Here is a 12730-nt window from a genome sequence, read left to right on the forward strand (position 1 = left end):
TGGAGGCAGGAGTGACGGCCGTAGCCCCCAAGCCGATCGCCACGCGCCCGTATCCCGCGCGCGAGTCGGTTAAGGGTTCGTACCTGCTGCGGTTGTTCCGCACGACGGACCACAAGCAAATCGGCATCATGTACCTGGTCACGTCGTTCGCCTTCTTCATGGTGGGCGGCGCGATGGCGATGCTGATCCGCTCCGAGCTGGCGCGTCCCGGGCAGCAGTTCCTTTCGCAGGAGCAGTACAACCAGCTGTTCACCATGCACGGCACGATCATGCTGCTGCTGTACGCGACGCCGATCCTCTTCGGCTTCGCGAACTTCATCCTGCCGCTGCAGATCGGTTCGCCCGACGTCGCGTTCCCGCGGCTGAACGCGTTCTCGTACTGGCTGTACCTGTTCGGCGGCCTGATCGTGATGTCCGGCTTCCTGACCCCGGGTGGCGCCGCCGACTTCGGCTGGTTCGCCTACACCCCGCTGTCGGACGCCATCCACTCGCCCGGCGTCGGCGCCGACCTGTGGATCTCCGGTCTGGTCGTGTCCGGTCTCGGCACCATCCTCGGTGGCGTCAACATGATCACCACGGTGATCTGCCTGCGCGCCCCCGGTATGACGATGTACCGGATGCCGATCTTCACCTGGAACATCCTGGTCACCAGCATCCTGATCCTGCTGGCGTTCCCGATCCTGACCGCGGCCCTGATGGGCCTGCTGGCGGACCGGCATCTCGGGGCGCACGTGTTCGACCCCGCGAACGGCGGCGTGATCCTCTGGCAGCACCTGTTCTGGTTCTTCGGCCATCCAGAGGTCTATATCGTCGCGCTACCGTTCTTCGGGATCGTGTCGGAGATCTTCCCGGTCTTCAGCCGCAAGCCGATCTTCGGTTACAAGGGCCTGGTCTGGGCGACGCTGGCGATCGCCGCGCTGTCGGTGGCCGTGTGGGCGCACCACATGTACGCGACCGGCGCCGTGCTGCTGCCGTTCTTCTCCTTCATGACCTTCCTGATCGCGGTCCCGACCGGCGTGAAGTTCTTCAACTGGATCGGCACGATGTGGAAGGGCCAGCTGTCCTTCGAGACGCCGATGATCTTCTCGATGGGCTTCATCGTCACGTTCCTCTTCGGCGGTCTGACCGGCATCATGCTGGCCGCGCCGGCGATCGACTTCCACGTGTCCGACAGCTACTTCGTCGTCGCGCACTTCCACTACGTGCTCTACGGCACGATCGTGTTCGCCACGTTCGCCGGGATCTACTTCTGGTTCCCGAAGATCACCGGCCGCATGATGGACGAGAAGCTCGGCAAGTGGCACTTCTGGACCACGTTCATCGGCTTCCACGCCACGTTCCTGGTGCAGCACTGGCTCGGCGCCGAAGGCATGCCGCGCCGGTACGCGGACTACCTGCAGTCCGACGGGTTCACGACGCTGAACACGATCTCCACGATCGGCGCGTACATCCTCGGTGCCTCCACGCTGCCGTTCATCTGGAACGTCTTCAAGAGCTACCGGTACGGCGAGATCGTCACGGTGGACGACCCGTGGGGCTACGGCAACTCGCTCGAATGGGCGACGTCCTGCCCGCCGCCGCGGCACAACTTCACCGAGCTGCCGCGGATCCGGTCCGAGCGCCCGGCGTTCGAGCTGCACTACCCGCACATGATGGAGCGCATCCACTCCGAAGGTGAGATCGGCTTCTTCGGGAAGCAGAAGGTCAACACCCACCGGGCGCCGTCCCAGGTGCTCACCGAAGCGGCCATGCCGGGTGACCACTCCAAGGACAACTCCAGCGAGAAGTGACCCGATAAGCGGAATCGGCGCGTGCCTTGCCTCACACAGGGGCAAGGCACGCGCCTTTTTCGTCGTCGGCTGAGGGAGACTGACCCCGTGACGCAGACACCAGTTCTCATCACCACCACCGGACCCGACAAGCCGGGTGTGTCCTCGGTGCTGTTCGCCGTGCTGTCGCGCCACGACGTGGACGTCCTCGACGTCGAGCAGGTCGTCATCCGCGGCCAGCTGGTGCTCGGCGTGCTCGCCGGGGTCTACCGCGACCCCGAGGGCCTGCAGGAGTACGTCGAGCAGGCGATGGCGTCGGTCGGGATGCAGGTCGAGGTGAAGATCGGCTCGGCCATCGGCGCCGATCCGTTCGCCATCGGCCAGAAGGACTCGACGCATGTCCTGCTGATGCTCGGCCGCCCGGTGACCGCGCGGGCCTTCTCCGACGTCGCGCGCCGTCTCGCCGCGCTGGACGTCAACATCGACTCGATCCGCAGCGTCGCCGACTACCCGGTGACCGGGCTGGAGCTGTACGCCTCGCTGGCCCAGGACACCCCGGAGGCCGACGCCGCGCTGCGCACCGCGCTCGCGGACGCCGCGGTCGAGGCCGGGATCGACATCTCCGTCGAGCGGGCCGGGCTCGCCCGCCGCGCCAAGCGCCTGGTCGTCTTCGACGTCGATTCCACGCTCATCCAGGGCGAGGTCATCGAGATGCTCGGCGCGCACGCCGGGGTCGAACCGCAGGTCCGCGAGATCACCGAGGCGGCGATGCGCGGCGAGCTGAACTTCGGCGAGTCCTTGGAGCGCCGTGTCGCGTTGCTGGAAGGGCTGCCGGAAACGGTGCTGGACGAGGTCGCCGCGTCCATCGAGCTCACGCCTGGCGCGCGCACGACCATTCGCACGCTGAAGCGGATGGGCTTCCGCTGCGGTGTCGTCTCCGGCGGGTTCACCAAGATCATCAAGTCCCTCGTGGACGACCTCGGTCTCGACTTCGCCGCCGCGAACGAGCTCGAAGTGGTCGACGGCAAGCTCACCGGCAGGGTGATCGGGGAGGTCGTCGACCGCGCGGGCAAGGCGAAGGCGCTTCGCCGCTTCGCCGACGAGTACGAGATCTCGCTGCAGCAGTGTGTCGCGGTCGGTGACGGGGCGAACGACATCGACATGCTGTCGGTCGCCGGGATGGGGGTCGCCTTCAACGCCAAGCCCGCGCTGCGCGAGGTCGCCGACACCGCGCTTTCCCACCCGTACCTCGACGCCGTGCTGTTCCTGCTCGGCGTCACCAGGGCCGAGATCGAGGCGGCCGACGCGGCCGACGGTCTCGAGCTTTCCCGGCCATGAGCGTGCTGGAGCCGTTGGCCGCGCGCTACGCCCATTGGCTCGGCCTCCCCGCGGAAAGCACGGTGGACACCTCCGACGAGGATCCCGCCGAGGTCCGCGCCATGCCGGTGATCCTGCGGATGGAGCGCGCCGAACCGCCGTCGCGGACCGCGTTGCTGGAGGCGGCCGCTGCCGCGGCGGTCGCGGTCTGTCTCGACGAACGCGCCTTGCCCGGAGGCGAATGGCACGACCCGCTCAAGGCGTGGGTCGACGGCCGGATCCGCAAGGTCGCCCGGCGGGCACGCGGGGCGCATTGGCAGGCGGTCCAGGAGCTGCCGGGTATCACGATCGAGGTCGACGGTGCCGAGGCGCGGGCGTTGCTGCCCGGCCGGGTTCTGGACTCCCCGAAAGAGGTCTCGCGGCTTCAGATCTCCGGGAGCGAGCTCCCCTCCGACGAACCGGGGCCCGCGCTGGACGGCGTCCCACGGTTGCTGCTGAACCCCGAGGTCTCGATGACCGTCGGCAAGGGCGCCGCCCAGGTCGGGCACGCGACGATGATCCTGGCCTCGGTGCTGGACGAAACCGAGCTGGCCGCGTGGGCCGCGACCGGGTTCCGGTGCTCGGTGCGGACTCCGCCGGTCGCGACCTGGAAGGCACTCTGCCCGGTCGAGGATCCCGAAGGCTCGTGGCGCCGTGACGGGGTCGTCGCGGTCCGGGACGCCGGGTTCACCGAAGTGGATCCCGGAACCGTCACGGTCATAGCCCAAAGGGCTTAGCCTCATATACTCCCCGCATGGGTGACCGGCTGATCGCCGGGCGCTACCGCTTGGAGGAGCGGATCGGCGCCGGGGGTATGGGCGTGGTCTGGCGTGCCACCGATCTGGACCTCGGGCGGGTCGTCGCTCTCAAGCGTTCGCAGGCCGGGGACAGCGGTCAGATCCGGCGCGAGGCGAGGATCGGCGCGGGCCTGCATCATCCGAACGTGGTCACCGTCTTCGACGCCGTGATCGACGGTGACGATCGCTGGCTCGTGATGGAGTACCTGCCCTCGCGCAGCCTCGCCGACGTCATCGACTCCGACGGGCCGCTGCCACCTGGCAAGGTGGCCAAGATCGGCGTCCAGCTCGCCGCGGCGCTCGCGGCGATGCACGAGAAGGGCATGGTCCACCGCGACCTCAAACCGGGCAACGTCCTGGTGGCCGAAGACGGCACCGCGAAACTCACCGACCTGGGCATCGCGCAGTGGGCGGAGGTCACCCGCACCGGCGGCGGACTCGACGTCGGCACGCCCGGCTACGTCGCGCCCGAGATGGCCGAAGGACAGCAGGCGGGTGCCGCGGCGGACGTGTTCTCGCTCGGCGCGACCCTGTTCGCCGCCGTCGAAGGCACCTCGGTGTGGGGAGACGCGAGCGTGGGACCGTTCGTCCAGCTCCGGCGGGCGACGTCGTACAACCTGGAGCCGATCCGCCGGGCGGGACAGCTGGCGCCCGCGCTGACGGAACTCCTGCGGCGCAAACCCGCGGGCAGGCCGAACGCCGTCCGCGCCGCCGAACTGCTGTCCGAGGTCGCGGATGTCGGCGTGCCCGAGCGAATGCGGCGGTTCCGCGTGACCAGGCGCGCGGTCGCGATCGGTGCCGTCGCGGCGGTGCTGATGCTGATCGGCGGCCTGCTCTACGCCACACGGGAACCGGCGTCGATCGCGGCAGGACCCACGCCGATGGACTCGGTCGGGGATCCGCGCACGGCCGACCCCTGCGCGCTGGTGGACCCGTCCGCGCTGAAGCACCTCGGGACGCCGCGGCTCGACACCGCGAGCGGCAACTTCAACGCCTGCGGTGTCCTGCTGAGGCTGACCCCGGACGAAGAGGACGTCGTCGACGTCCGGCTCGAATTGACCATCCCGGGGTCGCCGATGCTGGAGAAGCCCCTGCCCGGGCAGCTGCGGGTGCGTGAGTGGCCGAGTGACACCGAAGAGAAGTGCCAGCGGGCCATCGAGCTGCCGGACGGCAACCAGCTCTGGGTGCACTCCCGGCATGTCCAGAACTGGCACGCGCACCTGTGCGACTTCGTCGACGCGGTCGGCGCGCACGCCGCCGCGGTGCTGAACCGCGGACCGCTCGAACGGCGTCCCGCCCCGTTCCCCGCGGGTTCGCTCGGGACCCTCGACGCCTGCGCGCTCGGCGGTGAACTGCCCCAGGCGATCGTCGGCGGGCCGGCGAAACCGGATCCGGTGTTCGGCAGCTGGGAGTGCTACTGGAACCACCGCGAGACGGCGGTGACGATCCGGTTCGAGCGGGAGCAGGCGCCGCTCGAAGACGACGGCAGGCGCGTCGCTCTCGGATCGCGAGAAGCCTTCGTCGAAGTCTCGACCGAGTGGAAGGCTTGCCAGGCGGAGATCCCGCACCGGACGTTCACCGGCGACGGTCGTGCCATGATCGAAACGGTGGAGATCTACGTCGCGAACAAGGTCAAGCGGCCGGAGGAGATGTGCCCGGCCGCGGAACGGCTCGCCGGCGAGATCGCTCCCCGGCTGCCGCCACTGTGAAAGGGAAAACCGTGTCTTTGGAAGTCCAGCGCGACGGCGAGCATCGCTTCGTCGGCCGCAACGAACGCGGTGCCGAGGTAATGATCGGCCGCAAGGGCGCCGAGGGCGCCTTCTCGCCCGCCGAACTGCTGCAGATCGCGGCGGCGGGCTGCTCGGCCGTCACCGCCGAGAACCTCATCACGCGCCGGATCGGGGAGGACTCGAAGTTCCGGGTCGGCGTGACCGCGGACAGGCGCGAAGACGCTTCGGAGCTCGACGCCGTCCACGTGGCTTTCGACGTCGACGTGTCCTCGCTGCCCGCCGCGGATCGAGAGGCGCTCGCGGCGGCGGTGGATCGCGCCATCGAGCGGCTGTGCACGGTGAGCCGGACGCTGAAGAAGGGCATCCCGGTCACGGAGAGCTTCCCGACCTCGTGAGTGGTAAGGACGGTTAGAACCGTCCTTACCACTCACGAGGTGCCGGGCTCAGTGTTTGGCGGGGTGGCCTTCGGCGCTCCAGACCACGTACGCCTCGTCGGCGTCGGTGGTCATGGCCTCGATGAACTTCTCGTTGTCGAAGCCGGGCAGCGTCTGCAGCCGCTCGATCAGCGCGTCGGCGGCCGGGTCGCCGCTGGGGATCGCGGTGCCCTTCCCGTCGGCGCCGGCGAGCATAAAGAAGACGTCTTCCTTCCACGGGCCTTCAGGGATCACTCTGACCACCACCGCGGACAGCTCGGACCACGTGACGGCTTCTTCGCTGCCGTCCGCGAGCTGGCGCCGCACTCCGGTGTCATCGACGCTGACGGTCCGGGATTGTGCGTTGGGCGACTCCTGGGACAACCGGTTCTCCCTGTCTTCGGCGTTCCGTTAACGGTACTCGGCCGTGTTCCAGGCCACTCAGGCCGGGGCGGCCGCGTCGAGGCGGCGCAGCGCGTCGCGGGCGACCTTCGGGTCCATGGTCGGCCAGAACGGCGGCAGCGAGGCGCGCAGGAAACCGCCGTAGCGGGCGGTGGCGAGCCGTGAATCCAGGATCGCCACGACGCCGCGATCGGTGACCGAACGGTGCAGCCGTCCGGTGCCCTGCGCGAGCAGCAGCGCGGCATGGGTGGCCGCGACGGTGAGGAACCCATTGCCGCCCCTGGCTTCCACGGCCCGCTGCCGTGCCGAGGAGACCGGGTCGTCCGGGCGGGGGAACGGGATCCTGTCGACCACGACCAGCTGGAGCGACGGGCCGGGCACGTCGACGCCCTGCCACAGCGACAGCGTGCCGAACAGGCAGGTGCGGGCGTCTTCGGAGAACTTCTGCACCAGCAGGCCGGTGGCGTCGTCGCCCTGGCAGAGGATCGGCAGGTCGAGCCGCTCCCGCATCTCCTCTGTCGCCTGCTTCGCCGCGCGCATCGAGGAGAACAGGCCGAGCGTGCGCCCGCCCGCGGCCTCGATCAGCTCGGCCAGCTCGTCCATGGTCGAGGGCTGCAACCCGTCCCTGCCCGGCGGCGGCAGGTGTTTGGCCAGGTAGAGGATGCCGTTGCGTTTGTGGTCGAACGGGGAGCCGACGTCGAGGCCGGTCCACTTCGGGCCGTCGGCGTCGTCGCTGTCGGCGGGGCGGCCTTGTCCGTCGCCGCGCCCGGTGCCTTCTCGACCCTGGCCCCGCCGGGCGGGAGACCCCACTGCCGGGCCATCGTGTCGAACGTGCCGCCCAGGGTCAGCGTCGCCGAGGTGAGGACGGTCGTGTGCTGGTTGAAGACGCGCTCCCGCAGCAGACCGGCGACACCCAGCGGAGCGACCTTCAGCGCGGGCGGGCGCGGATTCGTGGAGAAACGGTCCCCGGTCAGCCAGACGACGTCGCGCTGATGCGCCTTGTCGTCGTCGAAGGCTTCGAGCAGCCGGACCGCCGTGTCGTGGACCTCTTCGAGCAGTGACCGCGCCAGCTTGCGGGCGGTCGCCTCGTCGACGTCCTCCTTGCGGTCCTTGCCGAGCGCGGTGAGGCAGCGGTGCGCGGCGTCGCGGACCGCGGGGATCGCGCCGGTGAGGGCCTGCGGGAGCGAGTCCATCCGGCCGGACGGCAGGTCGTCGAGGATCAGGGCCAGCCCGTCGCTCGCCTCCAGCAGCTGATCGGCCACTTCGTCGTCGACCAGTTTCCCGCAGCGCCTGGCGGCGGCGGAGACCATGCCGCTGGTCAGCTCGCCGGTCGCCACTGAGGTGACGCGGTCCACCAGGTCGTGCGCCTCGTCGATGATCACCAGATCGTGCTCGGGGAGCACCTGGTAACCCTGCAGCGCGTCGATCGCCAGCAGGGCGTGGTTGGTGATCACGACGTCGGCCTTGCCCGCCTCGGCGCGGGACCGCTCGGCGAAACAGTCCGTGCCGATGGGGCAGCGTGACGCGCCCAGGCATTCCTTGGCGGTGACGGACACCTGGCGCCACGCCTGGTCCGAGACGCCGGGGACCAGCTCGTCGCGGTCACCCGTTTCGGTGTCGGACGACCATTCCCGCAGCCGGGTGACCTCCTTGCCCAGCCTGGAGACGGCGAACGGGTCGAACAGCTGCTGATCCTCCGGCTCGTCCGGGGCGCCGGAATCGAGCCGGTGGAGGCAGAGGTAGTTACGGCGGCCCTTGAGGATCGCGAAGGTGGGCTCGCGGCCGAGGGGCTTCTTGAGCGCCTTCGCCAGCCGGGGGAGATCCCTGTCGACGAGCTGGCGCTGCAGCGCGATGGTGGCCGTGGAGACCACGACCGTGGCCTCCTTCTCGACCGCGTGCCGGATCGCGGGAACGAGATAGGCCAACGACTTCCCGGTGCCCGTGCCCGCCTGGACGGCGAGGTGCTCACCGGTGCGGATGGCCCGGCCGACGGCGTCCGCCATCTTGACCTGGCCCTCGCGCTCGGCACCGCCCACGGACTCGACCGCGTGGGTCAGGAGTTCGAGGACACCGGGGAAATCAGCACGGGAGGGCACGGGACAAGACGATAGCCGGGGGCACCGTCAAGATCGTCCGCCCCGTGCGATGAAAGGTCCCTTCCTCGCAGATTTCGCAAGGAAGGGACCTTTCATCGCGGCTTGTGGGGTGGTGAAAGGGCCGGTCACGACTCCTTGCGGAAGCGAGAAACGAGCGCCCAGGTGCCCGGAAGCAGCGCCGCCGCGACGGCGATCTTCAGCGCGTCCCCGATGAGGAACGGCACGACACCCTTCTCCAGTGCGGTCGACAGGCCGAAGCCGGTCGACGCCATCAGCCACGGCACGCCGATCGAGTAGATGGCGAGGTTGCCGAGCACCATCGTCCCCGCCGTGCGCAGCGGCGTGCGGTCACCGCCGCGGCCGGCGAGCGCGCCCACCAGGGCGCCCGCGAACACGAACCCGACGATGTAGCCGGCGCTGGCGCCGAACAGGCCGGAAGAACCGTTCTGGAACCAGCCGAACCCGGCCGCGCCGACGGCGAGGTACAGCGCCATCGACAGCGCGCCGCGCTTCCAGCCGAGCGCGGCGCCCACCAGCAGGGCGGCGAACGTCTGGCCGGTCATCGGCACCGGCGAACCGGGCACCGGGATCAGGATCTGCGCGGCCGCGCCGGTCAGGGCGGCACCACCGGCGACCAGGACCGCGTCACGGACCAGGGCGCCGGGAACGAGGTCGGCGAGAACCGGACGGGTGCCGGTCACAGACAGCGAAGACACTCAGACCTCCTATGAGTACACGAATGTGAACCGAGGTTAACGTCAGAAGACGGGTCGCGGACCGAATGTCGGGCACCTCACGATCCACTCGACCGGGTGGCATGACCCTGCACGGGACAGGCGGTTGGTGGAGGCTGCCGGATATGAGGAAACCCGTTTCGAGGCTGTTGTCGGTGACGATGCTGACCGGGGCGCTGGTGACGGGAGGGCCGTCGATCGCGTCGGCCGATCCCGCGCCCGCGACGGCGGCCGCGTCGGTCGGTTCGCTCGACGTGGAGATCGGCGACGAACACGTGGTCACCGGCGAGCTGGCGCCGTGCGACGTCGACGGTCCCTGAACGCGAAGACCCAGGGCGGGGCCACCGGCGACTTCGCCCGGTTCGGCGGCGGTGAGTCGCGCTGCGGCCGGAACGGCGAGGTGGCCATCGGCGAGGCGGCCGGGCGGCGCTTCGAGACCACCCTGCTCAAGCGGTTCGGCGGCCCGGTGATCAAGGTCCGCACGTTCATGGCGAAATGCAGCACCACGAAGGACGGCAGTCTCGGCTACATCGAGTTCGGCGACGTCACCGGGTTCACCCTGCCGGAGAACATCCCGCAGAACTACCGGCTGACCATCGCCGGTGGCAAGGGCGGGACGGCGCTGGCGTCGCTCACGGTCAACGAGACCGTCACGCCCACCCCGCCCGACGGGAGCCTCGTGACGCACATGCTGCACATCAAGCTGTTCCCGCAGGGCGGCGGGCCGGCGAAGGGCGACATCTACCTCGGGACCGCGCGCTGCGACCCGTACGGCAAGAAGAAGCCCTGACCTCGCATTTCGTCCTCTGGATGCGGTCCTTGCACACGCAAGTACCGCATTCAGAGGACGAAACGCGTCAGGTGCGCGAGACGTACTTCGCGGCCGCGGCGACGAACTCGCTCGCCCGGGTCGCGAGATCGGCCAGCGAACCGCTGGAGGTGAGCGCGTCGCCGAGAAGCGGCGTGGCGGCCGCGACGGCGATCGAACCCGACTCGAGGTACTTCGCGACTTCGGCCAGGTGGACGCCGCCCGTCGGGACGAGCGGGATGTCCGGCATCGGCGCCCGGATCGCCCGCAGGTAGGCGATCCCGCCGACGGCCGCGATCGGGAACACCTTCACCGCCGCCGCGCCGAGCCGCCAGGCCTGGTCGATCTCGGTCGGGGTCAGCGCGCCGCAGATCACCGGCAGGCCGCGTTCGTGCGCGCGCTCCATGACCAGCGGGTTCACCGTCGGCGTGACCAGGAACGTGGCGCCGGCGTCCGCCGCTTTGTCCACATCGGACACCTCGCGCACGCTCCCGGCGCCGATGTGCGCGTCGTCGCCGAGCTTCTTCCGGATGGTCGCGATGGCGTCCGTGGCGCCCGGCGTGGTCAACGCCGCTTCGAGCACCCGCACGCCCGCCGCGTGCAGCACCGTCGCGGCGTCGGCGAACCGGCTCGCGTCTGCGGCCCGCAGGATCGCGACGAGCCGGTTTTCGATCAAGGTGTCCTGGAGGTCGTGCTGGATCATGCGGCGGGGACCGGCGCCTTCCCGGTGTAGGTCACGCCCGCCTCGTCGAAGTCCTTGAGTGCGGCGTCGACGGTGGGCTGCGAACCGCCGACCGTGAGGTCCAGCAGCACCCGGACCTTGAAGCCGGCCTTCGCCGCGTCGAGCGCCGTCGCGCGGACGCAGAAGTCGGTCGCGATGCCGACGACGTCGACCTCGGTGACGTCGTGCTCCTTCAGCCACGCGTCGAGCGTCTTGCCGTCGCGCGCGTTGCCCTCGAAGCCGGAGTACGCGGCGGTGTACTCGCCCTTGGAGAAGACCTCGCTGATCGGGACCACGTCGAGCGCGGGGTGGAACGACGCGCCGGAGGTGCCCGCGACGCAGTGACGCGGCCAGCTGTCCTTGAAGTCCGGCGTCTCGCTGAAGTGGTCGCCCGGGTCGATGTGGTAATCGCGAGTGGCGACGACGTGCGCGTAGCCGCCCTCCGCGGCCCGCTTGGAGATCGCTTCGGCGGCGGCGGCGCCACCGGGCAGGCCGAGCGACCCGCCCTCGCAGAAGTCGTTCTGCACATCGACCACGATCAAGGCGGTCCCCATGTGTTGCTCCTGAGTCTCTTTTAGACGAATACGGTCGGGATGGCGGGCTCCCCGTGCGAGAGCTTGAGGCCTTCCCACGGAAGGCTCACCAGCGCCCGCCGAAGCCGCTGGCGCGCGTCGTCCAGCGTGGGCAAATCATCCACCGTCCGGCCGTCCCGGACCAGCGGAATCTGCAATTCGTGGTCGTTCGGTCCCCGTTCCGGGACCGGCGAGGCGGCCGTCCAGATCACCTCTTCGACGGCGGTGCCGGTCTCGCGGTGCCGTCGCAGCGCGGATTTCCGTCCGCCGCGGGATTCCTTGTGCGCGCTGCGCTTGGCGACCGGTTTCCCGTCGACCTCGACGAGTTTGTAGACCATCCCCGCGGTCGGCGCGCCGGAGCCGGTGACGACCGAGGTCCCGACGCCGTACGCGTCGACGGGTTCCGCCCGCAGCGCCGCGATCGCGTGCTCGTCGAGGTCGCCCGACACCACGATGCGGGTGTCCTTGGCGCCGAGGGCGTCCAGTTGCTCGCGGGCCTTGCGTGCCAGGGGGCCCACGTCGCCGGAGTCGATGCGGATCGCGCCGAGTTCGGTGCCCGCCACCCGGACGGCCGTTTCGATGCCCTTGGTGATGTCGTAGGTGTCCACCAGGAGGGTGGTGTCCGCGCCCATCTTGTCCACCTGTGCGCGGAACGCGGCCTCTTCGCTGTCGTGCAGCAACATGAACGCGTGCGCGACGGTGCCCCGCGTGGGAATGCCGTAGCGGCGCCCGGCTTCGAGGTTGGAGGTCGTGGCGAAGCCGGCGAGGTACGCGGCCCGCGCCGCGGCGACGGCGGCGTACTCGTGCGTGCGGCGGCCGCCCATCTCGATGATCGGCCTGCCGTGCGCGGCGCCCGACATCCGCGCCGCCGCGGACGCGATCGCGCTGTCGTGGTTGAGGATCGAGAGGATCAGCGTCTCCAGCACGACGGCCTCGCCGAAGGAACCGGTGACGGTCAGGATCGGGGAGCCGGGGAAGTACAGCTCGCCCTCGGGGTAGCCGTCGACATTCCCCGAGAAGGAGTAGTCCGCGAGCCACGAAAGGGTGGCGTCGTCGACCACGGCCGTCGCTTCCAGCTGGCTCAGCTCGGCGTCGGTGAACCGGAAGTCCGCGATCGCGTCGAGGACCCGCCCGGTGCCCGCGACGACGCCGTAGCGGCGGCCGTCGGGCAGACGACGTGCGAAGACCTCGAAGACGCACGGCCGGTCCGCCGTCCCGTCGGACAGGGCGCTGGCCAGCATGGTCAGCTCGTAGTGGTCGGTGAGCAGCGCGGTGCTGGCGCCAGTGGCCGCCTCGGGGAAACCCATGGCACCAGCCTATTCACCCACATGG

General features: G+C 69.8%; 12 protein-coding genes and 1 pseudogene. 7 read left to right on the forward strand and 6 right to left on the reverse strand.

Annotation, left to right across the window (positions count from 1 at the left end; all coding sequences use genetic code 11):
• The first annotated feature begins 11 nt into the window (after positions 1–11).
• From ctaD to MJQ72_RS17115, 5 genes are all read left to right on the forward strand, one after another.
• Positions 12–1790, forward strand: coding sequence for a cytochrome c oxidase subunit I (gene ctaD / locus MJQ72_RS17095; RefSeq protein WP_240600158.1), 1779 nt, complete (start codon positions 12–14; stop codon positions 1788–1790).
• Positions 1791–1877: 87 nt separating this feature from the next.
• On the forward strand, positions 1878–3107 hold the full coding sequence (gene serB, locus MJQ72_RS17100) for a phosphoserine phosphatase SerB (RefSeq protein ID WP_240600161.1): 1230 nt from the start codon (positions 1878–1880) through the stop codon (positions 3105–3107).
• The gene (locus tag MJQ72_RS17105; protein WP_240600164.1) at positions 3104–3862 is read left to right on the forward strand and encodes a peptidyl-tRNA hydrolase; all 759 of its coding nucleotides are present in this window, start codon (positions 3104–3106) and stop codon (positions 3860–3862) included. Before serB ends, MJQ72_RS17105 begins: the two co-directional genes overlap by 4 nt.
• Positions 3863–3879: 17 nt before the next feature.
• Complete coding sequence (locus MJQ72_RS17110; RefSeq protein WP_240600166.1) at positions 3880–5631, forward strand: serine/threonine-protein kinase; 1752 nt, start codon at positions 3880–3882, stop codon at positions 5629–5631.
• 11 nt (positions 5632–5642) lie between these two features.
• Entirely contained in the window at positions 5643–6047 is a 405-nt protein-coding gene (locus MJQ72_RS17115) for an OsmC family protein (RefSeq protein WP_240600168.1), read from the forward strand.
• Positions 6048–6095: 48 nt separating this feature from the next.
• Here MJQ72_RS17115 and MJQ72_RS17120 read toward each other — a convergent pair whose 3' ends face one another.
• From MJQ72_RS17120 to MJQ72_RS17130, 3 genes and pseudogenes are all read right to left on the reverse strand, one after another.
• Positions 6096–6449 (reverse strand): hypothetical protein, encoded by a 354-nt coding sequence (locus tag MJQ72_RS17120; protein WP_240600170.1) that lies wholly within the window; start codon positions 6447–6449, stop codon positions 6096–6098.
• A gap of 57 nt (positions 6450–6506) precedes the next feature.
• A pseudogene (locus MJQ72_RS17125) lies at positions 6507–8563 on the reverse strand (ATP-dependent DNA helicase).
• Positions 8564–8688: 125 nt separating this feature from the next.
• Positions 8689–9279, reverse strand: a complete 591-nt coding sequence (locus tag MJQ72_RS17130) for a biotin transporter BioY (RefSeq protein ID WP_240600173.1) — start codon at positions 9277–9279, stop codon at positions 8689–8691.
• A gap of 143 nt (positions 9280–9422) precedes the next feature.
• Here MJQ72_RS17130 and MJQ72_RS17135 point away from each other — a divergent pair, with 143 nt between their 5' ends.
• Both MJQ72_RS17135 and MJQ72_RS17140 read left to right on the forward strand, forming a co-directional pair.
• Entirely contained in the window at positions 9423–9617 is a 195-nt protein-coding gene (locus MJQ72_RS17135; protein ID WP_240600175.1) for a hypothetical protein, read from the forward strand.
• Positions 9596–10087: a choice-of-anchor P family protein gene (locus MJQ72_RS17140; protein WP_240600178.1), complete on the forward strand. Its 492-nt coding sequence runs from the start codon at positions 9596–9598 to the stop codon at positions 10085–10087. The genes MJQ72_RS17135 and MJQ72_RS17140 overlap by 22 nt, the downstream gene beginning before the upstream one ends.
• Before the next feature lie 67 nt (positions 10088–10154).
• Here MJQ72_RS17140 and MJQ72_RS17145 read toward each other — a convergent pair whose 3' ends face one another.
• The 3 genes from MJQ72_RS17145 to MJQ72_RS17155 are packed head-to-tail and all read right to left on the reverse strand — an operon-like array spanning position 10155 to position 12705.
• A complete protein-coding gene (locus tag MJQ72_RS17145; protein WP_240600180.1) occupies positions 10155–10808 on the reverse strand; it encodes a bifunctional 4-hydroxy-2-oxoglutarate aldolase/2-dehydro-3-deoxy-phosphogluconate aldolase in 654 nt (217 codons plus the stop codon).
• On the reverse strand, positions 10805–11380 hold the full coding sequence (locus tag MJQ72_RS17150) for an isochorismatase family protein (RefSeq protein ID WP_240600183.1): 576 nt from the start codon (positions 11378–11380) through the stop codon (positions 10805–10807). Before MJQ72_RS17150 ends, MJQ72_RS17145 begins: the two co-directional genes overlap by 4 nt.
• A 20-nt stretch (positions 11381–11400) precedes the next feature.
• Positions 11401–12705: a nicotinate phosphoribosyltransferase gene (locus tag MJQ72_RS17155; protein WP_240600185.1), complete on the reverse strand. Its 1305-nt coding sequence runs from the start codon at positions 12703–12705 to the stop codon at positions 11401–11403.
• Positions 12706–12730 lie beyond the last annotated feature (25 nt).

This window comes from Amycolatopsis sp. EV170708-02-1 (assembly GCF_022479115.1).
Lineage (GTDB): Bacteria > Actinomycetota > Actinomycetes > Mycobacteriales > Pseudonocardiaceae > Amycolatopsis.